Source organism: Metabacillus dongyingensis (genome assembly GCF_019933155.2).
Classification (GTDB): domain Bacteria; phylum Bacillota; class Bacilli; order Bacillales; family Bacillaceae; genus Bacillus_P; species Bacillus_P dongyingensis.
Window position 1 is genome coordinate 1,321,747 of the sequence record NZ_CP082944.1, and the last position, 19,288, is coordinate 1,341,034.

At 37.4% G+C, this 19,288-nt stretch carries 14 protein-coding genes and 1 pseudogene; 12 read left to right on the forward strand and 3 right to left on the reverse strand.

From position 1 onward, the window contains the following. Nucleotides 1–51: 51 nt before the first annotated feature. From K8L98_RS06540 to K8L98_RS06555, 4 genes are all read left to right on the forward strand, one after another. Nucleotides 52–351 carry a TrmO family methyltransferase domain-containing protein gene (locus K8L98_RS06540; RefSeq protein ID WP_223440569.1) on the forward strand — a complete coding sequence of 100 codons (300 nt, stop codon included), beginning with the start codon at nt 52–54 and terminating at the stop codon, nt 349–351. 244 nt (nt 352–595) lie between these two features. Then, nucleotides 596–2,098 carry a malate:quinone oxidoreductase gene (locus K8L98_RS06545; RefSeq protein ID WP_223440570.1) on the forward strand — a complete coding sequence of 501 codons (1,503 nt, stop codon included), beginning with the start codon at nt 596–598 and terminating at the stop codon, nt 2,096–2,098. Between the two features lie 399 nt (nt 2,099–2,497). Then, complete coding sequence (locus K8L98_RS06550; RefSeq protein ID WP_223440572.1) at nt 2,498–2,869, forward strand: VOC family protein; 372 nt, start codon at nt 2,498–2,500, stop codon at nt 2,867–2,869. Nucleotides 2,870–3,198: 329 nt separating this feature from the next. Further along, the gene (locus K8L98_RS06555; RefSeq protein ID WP_223443223.1) at nt 3,199–3,981 is read left to right on the forward strand and encodes a DUF2935 domain-containing protein; all 783 of its coding nucleotides are present in this window, start codon (nt 3,199–3,201) and stop codon (nt 3,979–3,981) included. 501 nt (nt 3,982–4,482) lie between these two features. On the opposite strand, the gene K8L98_RS06560 is transcribed toward K8L98_RS06555, so the two are convergent. Together K8L98_RS06560 and K8L98_RS06565 are read right to left on the reverse strand one after the other, a co-directional pair. After that, the gene (locus K8L98_RS06560) at nt 4,483–6,075 is read right to left on the reverse strand and encodes a phosphodiester glycosidase family protein (protein ID WP_223440574.1); all 1,593 of its coding nucleotides are present in this window, start codon (nt 6,073–6,075) and stop codon (nt 4,483–4,485) included. Nucleotides 6,076–6,320: 245 nt separating this feature from the next. After that, nucleotides 6,321–6,662, reverse strand: a complete 342-nt coding sequence (locus K8L98_RS06565; protein ID WP_223440576.1) for a YflT domain-containing protein — start codon at nt 6,660–6,662, stop codon at nt 6,321–6,323. A 203-nt stretch (nt 6,663–6,865) separates the two neighbouring features. On the opposite strand from K8L98_RS06565, the gene K8L98_RS06570 reads away from it, so the two are divergent. The 8 genes and pseudogenes from K8L98_RS06570 to K8L98_RS06600 all read left to right on the forward strand — a co-directional run bounded on the left by K8L98_RS06570 (nt 6,866) and on the right by K8L98_RS06600 (nt 17,518). After that, on the forward strand, nt 6,866–7,582 hold the full coding sequence (locus K8L98_RS06570; RefSeq protein ID WP_223440578.1) for a YebC/PmpR family DNA-binding transcriptional regulator: 717 nt from the start codon (nt 6,866–6,868) through the stop codon (nt 7,580–7,582). A 212-nt stretch (nt 7,583–7,794) separates the two neighbouring features. After that, the gene (locus K8L98_RS06575) at nt 7,795–8,319 is read left to right on the forward strand and encodes a GNAT family N-acetyltransferase (RefSeq protein ID WP_223440579.1); all 525 of its coding nucleotides are present in this window, start codon (nt 7,795–7,797) and stop codon (nt 8,317–8,319) included. A 510-nt stretch (nt 8,320–8,829) separates the two neighbouring features. Further along, nucleotides 8,830–9,582 carry a DeoR/GlpR family DNA-binding transcription regulator gene (locus tag K8L98_RS06580; protein WP_223440580.1) on the forward strand — a complete coding sequence of 251 codons (753 nt, stop codon included), beginning with the start codon at nt 8,830–8,832 and terminating at the stop codon, nt 9,580–9,582. Between the two features lie 639 nt (nt 9,583–10,221). Beyond that, nucleotides 10,222–11,193 (forward strand): ABC transporter substrate-binding protein, encoded by a 972-nt coding sequence (locus K8L98_RS06585; RefSeq protein WP_223440581.1) that lies wholly within the window; start codon nt 10,222–10,224, stop codon nt 11,191–11,193. Between the two features lie 109 nt (nt 11,194–11,302). After that, nucleotides 11,303–12,856, forward strand: a complete 1,554-nt coding sequence (locus tag K8L98_RS06590) for a sugar ABC transporter ATP-binding protein (RefSeq protein ID WP_223440582.1) — start codon at nt 11,303–11,305, stop codon at nt 12,854–12,856. Nucleotides 12,857–12,862: 6 nt separating this feature from the next. Next, nucleotides 12,863–13,849: an ABC transporter permease gene (locus tag K8L98_RS06595; RefSeq protein ID WP_223440583.1), complete on the forward strand. Its 987-nt coding sequence runs from the start codon at nt 12,863–12,865 to the stop codon at nt 13,847–13,849. A 66-nt stretch (nt 13,850–13,915) separates the two neighbouring features. Then, nucleotides 13,916–14,944: pseudogene (locus K8L98_RS26800) on the forward strand (glycoside hydrolase family 32 protein); the annotation flags it as partial. A gap of 33 nt (nt 14,945–14,977) precedes the next feature. Then, the gene (locus tag K8L98_RS06600) at nt 14,978–17,518 is read left to right on the forward strand and encodes a glycoside hydrolase family 32 protein (RefSeq protein WP_420828860.1); all 2,541 of its coding nucleotides are present in this window, start codon (nt 14,978–14,980) and stop codon (nt 17,516–17,518) included. A 416-nt stretch (nt 17,519–17,934) separates the two neighbouring features. Here the strand turns inward: K8L98_RS06600 and ystJ are convergent, their stop codons facing one another. Next, nucleotides 17,935–19,161, reverse strand: a complete 1,227-nt coding sequence (gene ystJ / locus K8L98_RS06605; RefSeq protein WP_223440586.1) for an NADP-dependent malic enzyme — start codon at nt 19,159–19,161, stop codon at nt 17,935–17,937. Between the last annotated feature and the right edge of the window lie 127 nt (nt 19,162–19,288).

Here is a 19,288-nt window from a genome sequence, read left to right on the forward strand (position 1 = left end):
CTATTTCAATAAATGTAGTGTTATATTTCCCTTATAAAGGGAGTGTTGAGAATGAGTATATTTACTATAAATTCTATTGGATCAGTTTCCAACGAACGTAAAACACCAGAAGATGATTTATGGGGGGAAGTTGTTTCGGTAATAAATTTAGAAAAAGAATGGGATATAAGTTGTCTAGATGGTATAGAATCGTTTAGTCATTTAGAAATAATATACCTCTTTCACCTGGTTTCAGATGAAAATATACAATATACCTCAAGACACCCAAGAAATAATAAAGAGTTTCCTAAAGTGGGGATTTTTGCACAACGAGGAAAGAATCGTCCAAATAAAATAGGTGCTACAACCTAATAAAGAATGGCTTTTTCTTCTTCAACTAAAGGCAGGCAAGGTTTAGTTCATTTCTTCACACAAACTATATTTTTACAATATAGTTATAGTAGATAATTAAATTTATAAATAATTTTAATAGACTATGATATAGTTATAATTGAGACAGAAAAGGTGTGTTCCTAGGTCGCGCCTGGCTTTTTGTAACATCTGAGCAGGAGCCCCTACATCTTTTTTGCAAATATAGGGGATAAGGACGGGTATAATGAGCAGCATACAGAAAAAAACAGACGTTATCTTAATTGGTGGCGGTGTTATGAGCGCGACTTTGGGATCATTATTGAAAGCGCTAGCACCGGAATGGGAAATCAAAGTGTTTGAGAAGCTCGCAAACGCAGGAGAAGAAAGCTCTAACGAATGGAATAATGCGGGTACGGGACATTCTGCACTGTGTGAGCTTAACTATACATCCGAAAAATCTGACGGATCTATAGATATTAGCAAGGCTATTAAAATTAATGAACAGTTTCAAGTTTCAATGCAGTTTTGGTCTTATCTCGTTAACTGTAAGCTGATTAATAATCCGCAAGACTTTATTATGCCAATACCTCATATGAGTATGGTACAAGGGGAAAAAAATGTTGCGTTTTTAAAGAAACGTTTTGAAGCGCTGATAAACAATCCTCTGTTTAAAGGTATGGAATTTTCGGATAACCCAGAAAAACTGATGGAATGGATCCCGCTAATTATGCAAGACCGTCCATCGAACGAACCTATTGCAGCAACAAAAATCGACTCTGGTACAGACGTTAACTTTGGTGCTTTAACACGCATGTTGTTTGATCACTTAAAGAATCAAAACGTCGATATTAAATACAAACATTGTGTTGATAATATTGCACGTACTAGCGATGGCTCATGGGAATTAAAAGTGCGTAATGCCGATAGCGGCAGCATAGAACGCCATACTGCTAATTTCGTCTTTATCGGAGGCGGGGGAGGAAGCCTGCATTTACTGCAAAAATCTGGTATTCCTGAAGGGAAACATATTGGCGGATTCCCAGTAAGCGGAATATTTATGGTATGTAAGAATCCGGAAATTATAGCGCAGCATCATGGAAAAGTATACGGAAAAGCTAAGGTTGGAGCTCCTCCAATGTCTGTTCCGCATCTTGACACAAGATTTATCGATAATAAAAAAGCGCTGCTATTTGGGCCATTTGCCGGCTTCTCACCAAAGTTCTTAAAGACAGGTTCAATGTTTGATTTAGTAACTTCCGTAAAACCGAATAATGTCTTAACAATGCTTGCGGCAGGCGCAAAAGAGATGTCATTGACAAAATACCTGATCCAGCAAGTTATGTTATCGAAAGAAAAGCGCATGGAAGAGTTAAGAGAGTTTATCCCTAACGCTAAGAGCGAGGATTGGGATTTAGTAGTAGCTGGCCAACGTGTACAAGTTATCAAAGATACTGCTGAAGGCGGCAAAGGAACGCTTCAATTTGGTACCGAAGTTATTACTGCAGCTGATGGCTCGATTGCAGCATTACTGGGTGCTTCTCCAGGTGCTTCTACTGCTGTTCATGTTATGCTTGAGGTAATTAATAAATGCTTCCCTCAGCATATGAAAGAGTGGGAACCAAAAATCAAAGAAATGATTCCTTCTTATGGCGTGTCACTAATGGAAAATCCAGAGCTTCTGCACGAAATTCATACTTCAACAGCAGAGACGCTTGGTCTAAGCGCAAAAGAACTAGTCTATAGTTAATTCTTTGGATGCAAAAACGTAGGGATTTCATGAAAAAGTTTAAGCAGCATTTTTCATATATGACAATCGTTTAAATAATGAAGAGGTTTAAAAGGCGATAATTGTAAAAAGAGATAAAGAAAATTCACATATAGAATTGAGTAAATAATAGAATATCATTGAAAATAAAACAGAGGACCTTAATCTATCTTTAGATTGAAGGTTCTTTTTTCATAAAAACGCAATTATTTTATTCGAATAGTGGGTCAGATAATGGATTTATGTTTGGTGAGCTAACTGGGCTTTGGTTTTACCTTATAAAAATTGGACAAACTGAAATGTATTCTTAAAAGTATTGATGTATAATTAATTTAAATGAAATTAACTTTCTGAATTATTACTTTTTTATTGGAGGAAAATATGAAACTAGGTGCATTCTCTGTAAGTTTAAGTGTAAAAGATATTAACAAATCAAAATTATTTTACGAAGATCTAGGATTTCAAGTCTTTGGAGGGGATATTACTCAAAATTGGCTTATTATGAAGAATGAAAGCTGCATAATTGGTCTCTTTCAAGGAATGTTCGAAAAGAATATTCTGACTTATAATCCTGGGTGGAATGAAAATGCCGAAAATCTTAAGTCGTTTACAGACATTCGAGACATCCAAAAGCAGCTTAAAGCAAAAGGAATTAAAATACTGTCTGAAGCAGATGAAACAACCGAAGGGCCTGCAAGTTTTACAATTGAAGATCCTGACGGTAATCCCATTCTTGTAGATCAGCACAGATAAAATAGAGGACGGAATAGGAACAACATAAAATTCTCCTTCTGTTTCAAAAAAACGTTTAGTCGATTTCACTTGGGATCAGTCTTTTTGATTCACCATAGGTGTTAGAATGAAACTTCCTCAACGAAAAGGAGGAAAGGGGGCTTTACTTCAATAAGGAGTAAAGCCTTTTTATTTAACTAAAGGGTCAGAAATAAAAGAAAATCTCTATATATAAGAAGACTTTTTCAGAACGGAAGTGCTTACTCACATTTAATTTTGAATTAGTATGAATATGGACAACAAATCAAATATATATTTAGATAGGAGTGTGTAAATGGGGGGGGATTACTCTGGCAAACGCAATTGTTGCAAGGTCGCTTGACGAAATAAAATTTTGGTCAAGGATTATGAAAGAGCACGCCTTATTTTTAAGTTTAGGGTTTACCCATGAACAGAAACAATTGATTACTGAAGCACAGCAGTTTATCACTGTTTTTGAAAGAATAGAGGAAAAGTTGAGCAAGTTCACGGTAAACTCAGATTTACGTCAAATACAGGCTTTTAATAGCGAGGTTTTTCAAGCAGCTGCTTCAATATGGCAATACAAGAGAAAAGTGTTAGGTTTAACATTGCGCTGCGAAATTCGTTCTAATAATTTCCCGTTATTGGTTGATCACATTAGCAGAGAAGCAGCTTACTTTGCTAATCGACTAAAAGAACTCAATGAAGGTAAACTAGTCCCTAAACCAGAAGCTATTATAGAAGAAAATGTTTTCTTTCTCAGAATCATGGCAGATCATGCTAAGTTTATCGGACATCTTTTAGATCCTTCGGAACGAAAATTAGTAGAGCAGGCAAGGGAGTTTAGTCATGATTTTGATCAATTGGTTTTTCAGGCAGTTGACTTGGAATCTATGCGGCCACAATCAGAAACTGGACCTATACTAAGCCAATTCTTAAATCAAAATAAAGTTTCAGTAGCTTCGTTAAGGGATTTTAAGAAAACAGCAAGAGAGTTAATAGAAGCATGCCGTATTAAGAGCATTATACATCCCCTTTTAGCTGATCATACTTTTAGAGAAGCTGAGAGGTTTCTTGAGATCATCGATTTATTTGAAGCGAGTCTAGAATAGGCCATAAATAATTAAATTGATGGCTTTAGTGATTACAAAAGGACGTATTTAGTCCTTTTTTTGTTTTTAAGGTTATATCCAAACATCATAAGAGTGTCTGTCGTCTGCATAATAAAACTGCATGCACTCTAATATGAACATGAAGCCCGTACAGGTTACTTTGAATTAGTCCTTTTGGATTCAACTGTAAAATTCACTCTTAAACATGAAGATCTTGTGCCTGCTGATTTTGTAGAGAAGGAAGATACCTTTGAAGGTTTAAACTATGGTTGGCCTGATATCCTAAGTAACTTGAAAAGGTTGCTTGAAACGGGAAATACTTTGTCGCCTCTATCAATAGATAAATGAGTTAAGTTATAATTGAAGTATATTTATATGGTAATGATTATCAATAAAGAAAATAGGATGAATTTTTTCAGACATATAAAAAGCTCTAGCAGATATAAACTAGAGCTTTTCGTTGTGTACCTGGCTAGGGTGCAGTTTTAAGTTATCTCATATTTATTGAGGTAACAGCAAGATACCATCACCGATTGGACGTTCACCTGCAGCATCAGAAGGTGTGCCTGCCAATTTTTGATTTACTGTCATGGTTGTGGAGCCGCCCCCATCAAGATTTAGGGCGTTTACGGCACCTAAAGATTTTAAAAGTTGTGCACTTTCTTTAAAGTTAGCTCCAACGCTATAACCTGGTTTTCTTCCATCAATGGTTACCAAAAGGATAGTACCATCAGCTTTAATTCCAGCAACGGTTCGGGGGTGCCGTCTTTGGCCGAACTGATAAAAGAACTCAGGGTTATCAGGCTGGTGAAATCCTTCTGCAGTTGAAGGGATGTTTATCTTTTTATTTTCCAGGAGTCTTGGGCCGCCATTGATAATTCCAATTCCTTTTCTTGAAGGAAACGAGCCTTCTTCTGTAAACATCTTTTTCTTAATATTCACCTTTTCTCCAGCTTGCAGATGATCATGAATCCACCGTGCATTTTCTGATGTACCCGATAAAACTGTACTTCCTTCAGGAATTTTGCCTCCACGTGCATCTTTGATTTCAGTAACGATCCCTTTGCTGTTAATGACAGCTTCAGCACCGTCACCAGAAGGAGTATTTGTTCCAAAGTGTGAAGAGTACTGGATCAATTCGCTTGCATCTGTGCAAGTATAATCATGTTTTGGCTGATTGGTTTCTTTATCACCGACACCACCGCATCCCCGAATAAGGCCAGGTACCCGGTTTAGACCATCTATTTCCCTTTTTTCACCATCAGATGTTTGTATACTGAGTTTTGTATTTACCGTAGATATGGAGGCATGATTTTTCTCGTTCAAAATGAGGCTTGTTCGACCATTTACAGCCTCGCTGATAAGCTTGCCATCTACCATAGAAATACCTGCAAGGTCGCCCTCAGTTCCATCTTTTGGACCCATTACAAAATATCCGCCATTAATACCGGCTAATGCATTCATCCTCATCGACATACTAGTCAGCTTTTCTTTACTTGGGACTTGGTCATTTGCTATAACAGGCGATATATGCCCTTTAAACGTTTTTGGGTTTATCTCAAGAACATTAACAACCCATGGTCCTGTAGTCGCATCTCCATCTTCTCCCGTAAAAACAACCCTTGAATCGCTGTAGCCTCCTGACGCCAGTTCCTCTTTTAAACTCTTTGCTTCTGACTCTGCCTGGAATGGACCGATTCTCACTAGATATCCAAGAGGTACTCGTTCTGGATCGTCTTGTGCTCTTTCATTGATCTTTTGAATAAATGAATCATAGCCTTGAGAAGCCAACTTTTCTTTTAGTTTAATTGCTTCATTATTTGAAGTAAGGAAATCTACATTTACCATAAAGGCATCTTCACGATTTGTTTTTCCGTAAACGAGTCTAGAAAATGTTACTCCGTCCTGTAATTTTTGTGATTCTTTAGTTTCATACTTCATAAATGGTGATTGAGTTTCTGTTTTAACAGTTTTCATTTTTGCATCGTAACCATAGGTAAGAGATGGAGTTATAAAAATACATAAAGCTGCTAAAGTTATATGAGAAAACCTTTTAATACCTTTTTTATGAAGTTGAAATATTTGTTTCTTCATCATTGCCTCCCTTAGAGTTGTGTCTACTTTAGTTTACTTTACTAAATTGTTATTAAGCTAGAGTAAAGGGAACATTATGTGTTTATGAACATTTGTTTACAGAGTTAGAAATAGAAGGATTTTGATTGATAATAAATAAATTATCTATTTGGTTAAGACGTTTTTGATGCTATTAACAAACAAAAATGCACTAGCATAATTATGCTAGTGCATTATAAAATCTTTCAGCTAATTCTTAAAATAGATCAAAACGTCACTTCATCCTGATTTCTTACAACCAGCAGCGTTTTCCCTTTATCCAATTCTTCTTCAAGCTTTTCAGCCATTTCTTTTTCAAAGCCGATTTCTTCCATTTTCGCACGCAATTTATCGCCTTTGCTTCGGAACACATTTTTTAAGGCAGTTCCGACTCCGGTTACGCCTACCCCGATTTTGTTGGCATCAGTTTCTTTGCGGTCACGCCTTACATGGTCGTTGTCATGTGAAAGGATATAAATATCATCATCTCTGATTCCATCATTTCTTAAAGTATCAATGGATTTGCTTAATTGCTCGTCATCGTGAAATACTTTGAATTTCGGTTTCATTTAGATCGCCTCCATAGGTTAGAGATACCCGCTCTATTCACTGGATAAACAAGCCTTTCTTTTTCAGCAAGATACTCGTGAAAAATGAGGTGAATTTGATATAATAGATTGAATGCAGTAAATAACTAGTTTTAATCATGCAGCGAACTTTATATAGGCACCCGAAACTGCCTTTTATATGAACGGAAAGAGAGTGAAAGAATATGGGTCGCAAGTGGAACAATATTAAAGAGAAAAAAGCGTCAAAAGATGCTAACACAAGCCGGATTTATGCGAAGTTCGGACGTGAGATTTATGTGGCAGCAAAGCAGGGCGAGCCTGATCCGGAATCAAATCAGGCGTTAAGAGTGGTGCTTGAGCGTGCAAAAACTTACAGTGTTCCAAAAGCAATCATCGACCGTGCGATTGAAAAAGCAAAAGGCGGTTCAGAAGAAAGCTATGATGAACTTCGTTATGAAGGATTTGGTCCGAATGGATCAATGGTTATCGTGGATGCCTTGACTAACAACGTTAACCGTACAGCATCGGATGTCCGTGCGGCATTTGGCAAAAACGGAGGAAATATGGGTGTTAATGGATCTGTTGCCTATATGTTTGATGCAACAGCTGTTATCGGCATTGAAGGCAAAACAGCAGACGATGTTCTTGAGCTGTTAATGGAAGCGGATCTTGATGTGCGCGATATTTTGGAAGAAGAGGAAGCTGTGATTGTTTATGCAGAACCTGATCAGTTCCATGCTGTTCAAAAAGCATTTAAGGATGCCGGCATTACAGAATTTTCAGTTGCAGAACTAACAATGCTTGCGCAAAATGACCTCGAGCTTCCTGAAGATGCACAGGCACAATTTGAAAAAATGATTGATGCTCTTGAAGATTTAGAAGATGTTCAGCAGGTTTATCATAATGTAGATTTAGGTTAATAACGTCAGAAAGAAGAAAAATACAGAAGAAAACGGGTACTAAAGTGCACAGCAATTTAGTACCCGTTTTTTGTTATTTTAACGTTTGTTCTTTGAAAATAAAGATACTGCAAGTTTAATTGTTTGAAAATAATTGGGATGGATAATATCCAAAATTTTTTCTCGCTATAATAATAAGGTGACTCTAGGTTCAAACAAAAGGGAGTGGGAGAATGTTTCCTGTATTAGAAACAGAACGGTTAGTTTTGAGAGAACTTATTGAATATGACGCATTAGATATATTTAATTGTTTCTCTAATGCAGATGTATTACGTTATTACGGACAAAATCCATTAACAAGTCTTGATCAGGTGAAACAAATTGTCAGGAATTTTTCGAAGAATTACAATGAAAAACGCGGTATTAAATGGGGAATTGAAATGAAGGGTACGTCAGGTATTATCGGGACAATTGGGTATCAAGAGTGGTCTTCTGAACATAAGAGAGCAGAAATAAGCTATGCACTTTTTCCTGAACATTGGGGCAATGGATTTGCAACTGAAGCTGCTGCTAAAGTGATTTCATATGGTTTTAAAGAGTTTGGTTTAATGCGTATTGGAGCAGTTGTTTTTGTTGAAAATAAAGCATCTAATAAGTTGTTAACAAAATTAGGCTTTGTAAAAGAAGGGATTTTGAGAAATTATATGTATCAAAATGATATTCCGTTTGATACGAATATTTATTCTTTGTTAAAGTGAAAACCATTGTGAAATATCAAATTGTAAATCAAACAAACGGGTGCGATGCTTTAACAAGGCATTGCCTTTTTTTGTTTGATTAACGAAGCAGATTGTGAAGTCTTTACTTAAAGTAACGGGTGCTTTTCTGAAATAAAAAAACATGTATTTTCTTCCAATGTACCATCTAATAAGAGCTTCTTGCTTATTCAAGAAAAGGGCGCTTTTATGAAGTAACTAAAGCCTAATTTCTCATTTGCAACACCGAGAAATTAGGCTTTTTTATATTTGGTTATATAACCATGATGTACTTAAAGAATCATGATGATTATGTACTGGCAAAAAGAAGCCTTGTAATTTCATTTTTCATTTATTCCTTGATTTGGACCGGGCGTTTTTTGTCCGGTTTTTTATTAAATAGTTAAAGAGTAAATACAACTTGAAAATTCCATTTATTTGCGTTTTTATACTATACTAAGCTAAAAGAAGTAAAATATACGATAAATAACAAGTAATAAGGGGGAGGTATTTTTGCTTATAACTGAGCGTCATCGTTTGATATTAGATTATTTAAAGGAAAAAGAGAATGTTAAGGTTCATGAACTAGTAGAGTTAACAAAAAGTTCAGAATCTACATTGCGACGCGATTTGGATCAACTAGAAAAGCAGAACTATATAAAACGTGTACATGGCGGTGCTTCACTGTTACAAAGAAAACGGGAAGAACCAAGTATGATTGAAAAATCAACTCAGAATCTTAAAGAAAAAAACAATCTAGCAAAATATGCTGCCCAATTAATTAAAGTTGGAGATTGTGTATACCTTGATGCAGGTACAACAACCTATCAAATGATACAGTATTTAGACCAAGAAAACATTGTTGTGGTTACAAATGGGATTGACCATTTGGATGCATTACTTGAAAAAGATATAAGTACCTATATAATTGGGGGATATGTAAAAAAAGTAACAAAAGCGATGATTGGCAGCAATGCATACGAAAGTATTCAAAATTATCGATTTGATAAAAGCTTTATAGGAACAAATGCAATCCACCATGAACTAGGTTTTACTACTCCAGATCCTGAAGAAGCACAACTGAAAGCAAAAGCTATCTATCTCTCTCGTGAATCGTTTGTACTTGCAGATCATACGAAATTTGGCGAAGTTTCATTTTCTGAATTTGCAAAACTGCATCAAGCTAAAATCATTACGAATGAAGAAGATTCGATGATATTGGAGAAGTATAGGGAGAAAACGGAAATTTACTGTGCACCTCTTTAATAAACTCTCATTTTTCTACATAAAAAAGTTTTAATTGGAGCTGACTCACATGTCTACTGAATAGACAATAGGGGTTTAAAGCTCTTTTTTTTTTTGCCTTGAATAGGCAAAATCTCAAAAAAATTTTCCCCCTTTTACATTTAGTTTCTCAAAGTAAATATATTGGTAAACCGTTTATTTGAAATTGGAAAGAATGCAATGTAGATCAAAATCTTCCATTATTCATTTAAAAACGCCTAATAATACTTATATTGAGAATTATAACAAAAAGTAAAATTAGCTAATATTTACATTACTAATATAATTTACTGAATTTTCTCAATATATTGACAGTTTTTAAAGAGCATAATATAATCAAAATCAATCAAAAAGAGTCAAAGATAAGCAAATTAAGTGGTGAAATCCACCATAAAAAATCATAACTCCTTTATTTATTTAACTTGAACCCACTAACAAATATTGAAATTTTCATTATCGATATATTCTAAGATTATTCTTTAAAGAAAAATGAAATCATATTTGAACGACTTAAAGGAGGTGTTGCAGCCACAAGATTGTAAGCGTTATCAATGGTATTATCAATTTATTTACTTCTAAGAAAAATGAAATTTGTATTTATTAATTTCTAGGGGGCTCACAATGAAAAAGAATGTAAAAACTTTATTCGTGTTAGGTTTAATGGCATTAATGGCTTTAATGTCCGCATGCAGTAGTGCAAGTGAATCTTCAAATGATAGCACTGGACAGGAAAACAGCGACGATAAGTTAAAAATCGGATTAACTGTAGGTACTTTAGCAAATCCATTTTTCGTTGCAATGGGAAAAGGAGCTGAAGAAGCAGGGAAGGAATTAGGTGCAGAAGTTCTTGTAGAAAGCGCTGAATATGATCTTTCAAAACAAACCTCTCAAATTGAAAACTTTATTACAAAAAAGGTAGATTTGATTTTATTAAATGCAGTTGATACGAAGGGGATTGCTGCAGCTGTTCAACAAGCAAAGGATGCCGGAATTCCAGTAATTGCAGTAGATACGAATGCAGAGGGCGGTGTTAATGCAACAGTCACTTCAGATAACTACCAAGCAGGTAAGCTTGCTGGTGAATATGTGGTTGAACAATTAAATGGAAAAGGAAACATTGTCATTATTGATGGACCTCCAGTTTCAGCCGTTACAGATCGTATTCAAGGATTTGAGGATGTGATTAAAGAGTCTGGAATTAAAGTAGCTGCAAAGCAAAATGGTGAAGGAAACCGTGAAAAAGCATTATCTGTTATGGAAAGTATTTTACAAGCGAATCCATCTGGATCAATTGACGCTGTATTTGCGATCAATGACCCTGAAGCAATCGGAGTAGAAATAGCTTCAGAGCAAGCTGGAAGAAAAGATGAGTTTTTCATTGTTGGCGTCGACGGTGCTCCTGAAGCGGCAGAAGCAATGGCGAAAGAAGGAAGCTCTATTATGGCGACTTCTGCTCAATCACCTAGTGAAATGGTGAAAAAAGCAGTTGAAATTGGAATGAAAGTGAAAAAGGGTGAAGACGTTGAAGAACTTATTAAAGTGCCTGTTAAGCTTGTAACTCAAGATACATTAGATTCTTACCAGGGTTGGTAAGCCTCCTTGAATAAATAGGCTGATAAGGGTCCATCCCTAATTCAGCCTATTTCAAATAAGGGTCTTACTGTCCGTTAAGAATGGGATAAATAAGGGGTGGGATAGACTTATGGCTGTTAAAGATATGTTAATAGAAAAACAAAAAACTAAAAAAATGCCATTACTGAATATGGAAGGGATAAGTAAAACATTCTCAGGTGTAAAGGTATTAAACAATGTGAGAATGGAGCTTTATCCAGGTGAAGTACACGCATTAATGGGAGAAAACGGTGCCGGGAAATCAACTTTTATGAAAATCCTTGCAGGGATCCATACTCCTGATCATGATGGGACCATCTATTTAAAAGGTCAACCAATATCATGGAAGAATCCTGTCGAAGCAAGGAACAGAGGAATAAGTGTTATCCACCAGGAGTTAAATCTCTCTCCTAATCTAACAATCAGTGAAAATATTTTAATGGGCTCAACTTTTCCAAAAAATCGACTGGGAATGGTCAGGTGGGACGAAGTTCACGAACGTGCACAAAAGGTGTTAGATTCAATGGGATCTAATCTAAATCCCCGTCAACTCGTTTCAGCCTTGAGTGTCGCACAACAGCAAATGGTAGAAATCGCACGGGCATTATCCTTTAAGGCAGAGGTTCTGATCATGGATGAACCTACAGCTTCGCTAACAGATAAAGAGATCACAAAGCTGTTTCAAATTATTGACGATTTAAAAAAACAAGGAGTTGCGATCGTTTATATTTCTCATAGAATGGACGAAATCTTTAAGATTTCAAATCGATTTACTGTCTTACGGGATGGTGAGTGGATAACAAGCGGGCCGATTGAAGAGACAAACCCCGACCTCCTCGTAAAGCTAATGGTAGGTCGTGATTTAAAGGATTTATTTAATCGAACGAAATCATCTGAGACAACACTCTCATATGAAGCAGTCCCTGTTCTAGAGCTGAAAAGTGTCTCTGATAATACCATTGTTAAAGACGTTTCGCTGAAAATTTATCCTGGTGAAATTGTTGGTTTAGCGGGACTTGTAGGTGCAGGCAGAACGGAGCTGGTTCGGGCTTTATTTGGTATATCGGAGTTGAAAAGCGGAGAAATATACGTGGATGGCAAGTCTGTAAACATAAAATCACCAATTGATGCGATTGCAAATGGAATTGCCCATGTGCCTGAAAGCCGAAAAGAACAAGGTTTATTTTTATCCATGTCAGTAAAAGAGAATATTTTAATGGCAGAGTTGAAAAAGCACTCTAAGTCAGGAATTGTTAGTTGGAAACAGGTTAATTCTAGTGCCGAACAGTTTATAAAAGACCTAAATATAAAAGTTGCCTCTCCCGAACAGCAGGTCTCAAACCTAAGCGGCGGTAATCAACAAAAAGTAGTCATTGCTAAATGGCTGTCCATTACACCAAAGATTTTACTGCTTGATGAACCAACCCGTGGTGTTGATATTGGGGCAAAGACTGAAATACACAAAATTGTCTCACAGCTTGCGGATGAAGGACTGGCCGTGTTAATGATTTCATCTGAGCTGCCGGAAGTATTAGGAGTCAGTGATCGAATCCTTGTCATGAGCGAAGGTAAATTAACGGGGGAACTTTCGAGAGAAGAAGCAACACAGGAAAAAGTTATGCACTTAGCTACTAGAGGGGAGTAAAGAAAAATGAAGGCAAATACTCAAACAGCATCACCATCGCAAAGCCTGGAGGCGGGCAAAATCCTTCTTGCTTTATGGAATCGTTTAGGCATGATTATGATTCTATTATTATTATGTATTGTCCTTTCGTTCACTGCACCTAACTTTTTAGATACAGCCAATATGTTAAATGTATTAAAGCAGGTTTCCATTATTGCGATATTAGCTGCAGGGATGACGATTGTTATTTTAACAGGCGGCATCGATTTATCCGTAGGTTCTACAGTTGCATTATCTGGAGTTATATCAGTTATGGTTTCAGCTGCAGGAGTTAACCCGATTATTGCGATGTTATCAGGTGCAGCAGTAGGTTATGCAGTAGGTCTTATAAATGGCTTTTTTACAGCAATAACGAAATTACCATCATTTATCGTGACATTAGGAAGCTTTACGTATGTTCGCGGTCTTGCTTATGTCATAAGTGGCGGTTATCCAATTGTTTTGCAAAATGAAACCTTTAAATTCATTGGCGGCGGTGCTATTTTAGGCATACCAACACCAATCTATATCATGCTTTTGGTGTATGGCGTGATGTTTTTTGTCCTGAAGTATACAATGTTTGGCCGACATATTTATGCAATTGGCGGAAATGAAGAAGCCGCGCGCTTAACAGGAATCAAGGTTGAAAAGTCATTAATAAACGTTTATTCCATTAGTGGCTTATTAGCTGGGTTAGGTGGTGTCGTATTAGCAGGAAGGTTGTATTCTGGCCAACCAACTGCAGGACAAATGTATGAATTAGATGCTATTGCTGCGGTTATTTTAGGTGGAACAAGTTTAACTGGAGGAAAGGGCAGAATACAAGGAACGATCATAGGGGTTTTAATCATGGGTGTTATTAGCAATGGATTGACACTTATGGATGTTAATTATTATTGGCAGTTAGTTGTAAAGGGCGGCGTAATTGTAGCAGCTGTTTTATTGGATCGTTTAAGAGGAAGCAGTGCAGCGTAAGGTCTGCACTCCGCGACATTAAAAAGTTAAAGGGGTTTTTTTTTGAAAATTTCCATAAAAAGAAAGATTTCTTTCTATCTAATCAGCTTAATCGTTCTTAGTTTTCCATTAACAAGTGTTTTCGCAGATGATTCCGGGTATTATAATGAACCTTTTCGTAATCAATTTCATTTCTCTCCTGAAGCAAACTGGATGAATGACCCGAATGGAATGGTCTATTATGACGGTGAATACCATTTGTTTTATCAGTATCATCCATATGGAACGACATGGGGACCGATGCATTGGGGACATGCTGTAAGTAAAGACCTTGTTCATTGGGAGCATTTGCCGATTGCCTTATCACCTGATGAAAACGGTGATATTTTCTCTGGAAGTGCTGTGATCGATTGGAACAATACAGCAGGATTTGGAAAAGAAGCGATGGTTGCTATATTTACTCATTCAGGGGAAAAAGGCCAAGTCCAAAGTCTTGCATACAGCCTTGATAAAGGAAGAACGTGGGAAAAATATGAAGGTAATCCTGTTATGGCTGATCCTCCTATCCCTGATTGGCGTGATCCGAAGGTTTTCTGGCATGAAGATTCAAGCAAGTGGGTGATGTCGTTAACAGCAAAGAATAAGGTCATGTTTTATACGTCACCCAATTTAAAAGACTGGGAGTTTGCTAGTGAATTTGGGCCAGATGGCGGAATTCAAGCGAATAGTCTTGATCGCACCTCTTACGCGATGTCCTCGCAAATAGGCGGATCGTTTAGCTATGAGAGTGACATTACCCTTAACGAAAAGAATGGGAGAGAAGGTGCAGGTGGCCTTATTTTTCGTGCTGACAAGCGTGCGGAGAATGGATATATTGCCAACCTGGATGCCAAAAACGATGTTGTCACATTAAGTAAAAGTGTGGAGGGCATCACGAAAGAAATTGTCCGCAAACCATTACCTCTAAAAACCTCAACGACCTATCATGTGAAGATAGATGCCGATGGGAATCAAATCAGAGTTGCTATAAACAATGAGCTTGTAATTGAAGCAAATGATCCATCTTTTGAAAGCGGTTACTACGGCTTATCAGCGTGGAATTCTACAGCGGCTTTTCGAAATGCAGAATTTAATAATAAATCAAATTTTGTGTCGAACCTGTCTAAATGGAAGGTTGTCAATGGCTCTTGGGAAGATACATTAGCTGGGAAAAATGGGAGCTCTACAGATGATGCTTTTATTATGAGCGGTCAAACGGCTGGGAATTTGATCTATGAAGCAGATATCACGATTTCTGGAAATAAAGGGGGTAATGGCGCAGGTTCACTTGTTTTCCGAGCAGATGAAGAAGCAAAGAATGGCTATTTTGCAAATATCGATGCCCTGAATGATACTGTGAAACTAATGAAAATTGAAAATGGAAAAATATCCGTCTTAGCTGAAAAATCGATGAGTCTTGATACAGATAAGCTATATCATTTAAAAGTAAGTACGTACGGCGAAAACATTAAAGTCTATATAGATGACCAGCTTATTCATGACATAAATGACGCAACGTTTTCCTCTGGGTTTGCAGGCTTGAACATTTGGAATTCCTCAACGAATTTTCAAGATGTTCAACTGAATAAGAACATCGCAACAAATGAGAAGGAAATCAATAACCATGATTTTGAAACAGGTGATTTAACTGGTTGGAGCCTAATTGAAGGGAATGCTTTTACAAATGATCACGTCACAGATGCAGCATCCTATTGGGGAGGTCAATTTGGCCATGAAGGAAATTATCATTTATGGGGATTTTCAGATCTTCATAATGGAGACGATGCAACCGGTGAACTGCATTCCTCATACTTTAAGCTAGGCGGAACAGGTGAAATTAATTTCTTATTAGGCGGTGGGAATGACTTTAACAGCCGCTATGTATCATTGGTGAGAGCCTCTGATAATAAAGAATTAATTCGCCAGGCAAATACGAAATTTAAAGAGGAAAAGTATAACAAATACGTATGGGATGCTTCTGATTATATCGGTGAAGTACTCTATATGAAAGTGGTTGACCATGCTGTAGGAGGCTGGGGGCATATAAACCTAGATGATGTTCATGTTTATAATGAAGGTCCTATGCCAGCAGAAGTTGACAATGTTGCAAAAGAACCTGTGGAAGCTGAAGTTAAGCAGAGCGGAACCATTACAGACTGGATGGCTGTTTCCGGTGAATGGATCCCTTCTACACATGGCAGCAACGGCGGTATTTGGGAATGTCCTGCTTTAGTTGAATTGCCAATTGATGGCGATCCGACCAAAACAAAGTGGGTGCTGCAAGTAAGTTTAAATGATGGAGCCCCTGCTGGCGGGTCTGGCGGTCAATATTTTGTTGGCAGTTTTGATGGAAAAACGTTTAAAAATGAGAATCCGTCCGATCAGGTATTATGGAGTGATTATGGAGCTGACTTCTATGCAGCAGTAGAATGGAGTGGAATTGAGGGCGAGAATGGTGAGAAATATTGGTTAGGCTGGATGAGCAACTGGCACTACGCCAACAATACACCAACATCAACATGGAGGAGTTCAATGAGCCTCCCTCGGAAGATGGAGCTTACTGAAACAGAAGAAGGAGTACGTTTAAAACAAACGCCGGTTTCAATCAATTCAATTCGTGACAAAAACCAGAAAGTATCTTATCAAAATAAAGTAATTTCAGATGAGAGCAATCTTCTGGATGATTTTTCAGGAGATGCTTATGAAATGATTGCTGAATTTGATGTCTCTAATACCACGGCAACTGAATTTGGCTTTGAAGTTCGCAAAGGTTCTACTAATGAGTATACAAAAATAGGGTATGAAGTTGGGAACAAGCAATTATTTGTTGACCGTAAGAACTCTGACAGCTTTGATTACGGCAGCAATGTTGTAGACATGCACAAAGGTCCTCTTTCTGTGTCAAATGGAACTTTGAAAATGCATATTTTTGTCGATCATTCAGCTGTAGAAGTATTTGGCAACGATGGAGAAACGGTGATTACCGATCAAATCTTCCCTAGTCCAACAAGCAAAGGAGTAAAGATTTATAGTAAGGATGGAAATGTTACATTGAAATCCTTGAATATCTATCCTGTAAAAAGTATCTGGAAAAAAAGCGGCTTTAAATCAACCTTAAATGGCTGGAAAGCTGTAAATGGCAAGTGGGCAGATACAATTGCTGGAAAACAGGGGCAAAGCAGCGGGGATGCATTCATTTTATCAAATGAAGCAGGAAGCAATTTTAAGTATGAAGCAGACATGAAAATTCTTGATACGGACTCACATCCGAATGATCCTAATAAGGATACAGCTGGTAACTTAGTTGGTGCAGGAGCACTGGTTTTTCGCTCAGATTCAGAAGGGAAAAATGCTTATGCTGTCAATGTTGATGTGAAAAATAATGTTGTCAAATTAATAAAATTTGTGAATGGTGCTGGCCATGACCTTGCATCCTATAACAATGATGGAAATCTTAAACTGCAAGCAAATGAAAACCATCATCTTAAAGTAGTGACGGCAGGCGATAACATTAAGGCTTATTTAGATGACAAGCTTGCCATTGATACAAACGACCAAACCTATAAAGAAGGCTACTTTGGACTAAATGTCTGGGATTCAACTGTTGTGTTTAACCAAGTAAAAAACAAGGTTAACATGGGTACAAGATGATTGGGGGAGAATATATGAATGGCATATTATTTTGAACGAGGGGCCATTTCCATAGACTCAACTTCATTGTGGTATTTTACTGCTAAAATAAATATTTTTCGTTCCTTATATTCTGATGTTCACTTTTGTATCTCACAAGTTTCCACGAAAGAAATGAAGAGGGAACAAGCAAAACAAAAAAGTCCGCTCAGTTGTTATTCAGCTTCTTATCTGAAGCAAAATACAGCCGTTTTCCTAAAAAATTAGGAAAACGGCTGTATTCTTAGTGATAACAAGCTTCGGTTTTTATTTATACATCAAAAGGGAAAGACGCAGAATATGAAATAAGAATTTTGGAGTTAGCAATGAGCAACATCTATCTTAAACAGTCTGCTAAGTCGCTATCTAATTTTTCATTTAAATATAATAAGAGTCTATTATTCATTAAGGGATAATAAACGTTTTTTAATGTCTTCTGGGTTGATAATTGTTTGGGCCACTCCACTGTCTATTGCCGCCTGTGCTACAGCTGCTGCAACGTGAGCAGCAACTCTGCGATCAAATGGATCTGGAATGACATAGTCTGAATGAAGCTCTTGTTCTGAAATGAGTTCGGCAATAGCGTAAACTGCTGCTGACTTCATTTTTTCATTGATTTCTGTTGCGTTTACGTCAAGCGCACCGCGGAAAATACCAGGGAAGGCAAGAACATTGTTGACCTGGTTCGGAAAGTCGGACCGACCTGTACCGACTACTTTAGCACCCAAATCTTTTGCTTCTTGAGGCATAATTTCCGGGATTGGATTAGCGAGAGCAAAAATGATTGGATCATGATTCATGGACTGAACCATTTCTCCATTGATAGCACCGGCAGCCGATACACCAACAAAGACATCGGATCCAACCATTGCATCTTTTAATGTTCCTTGTTTCTGCTCTAAATTCGTGATAAGTGCCATTTCTTCTTTAAAAGGATTCATGCCGAGAGGGCGGCCTTTATAGATAATTCCTTTTGTGTCACATAAAATCACATCTTTTACACCCATTTGCAGTAAAAGCTTCACAATCGCTACACCGGCTGCACCTGCTCCATTGACAACAACACAAATTTCCTCCAACTTCTTACCTGCAAGCTTAAGGGCGTTAATCAACCCAGCTGCTGTTACAATCGCTGTTCCATGCTGGTCATCATGAAATATAGGGATGTTGCAAGCTTTTCGTAATTGTTCTTCAATCTCAAAGCATTGCGGTGCTGCAATATCCTCCAAGTTGACTCCTCCAAAGGTAGGCTCTATCAATTTAACCAATTCCACTATTTTTTTAGGATCAGTCGTATTGAGGCAAAGAGGGAAGGCATCCACATCGGCAAATGATTTAAAGAGAAGGGCTTTTCCTTCCATGACAGGCATTGCAGCACGCGGTCCGATGTTTCCTAAGCCAAGCACAGCCGTACCGTCTGATACGACCGCCACAAGATTGCCTTTCATCGTATAGTCATATACTTTTGATTCATCATGATGTATCTCCATGCACGGTTCTGCAACGCCAGGGGAGTAAGCAAGACTTAAATCATAGGCGTCACGCACCGGGACTTTTGAGTGAACACCAAGTTTTCCTTTATTTTCTTTATGCATCTGCAGCGCTTTTTCACGTAGACTGTTCATTCTTTTGTTTCTCCTCTCGCATATTGGTTAAAAAGGGGGGAAGGCTGAAGAAAAGGTATTTCTTCAGCCTTCTATATCCCTCTTAATCTTGTATGATCATGATTGTTTTTTATCGCGTTTAGGCTTT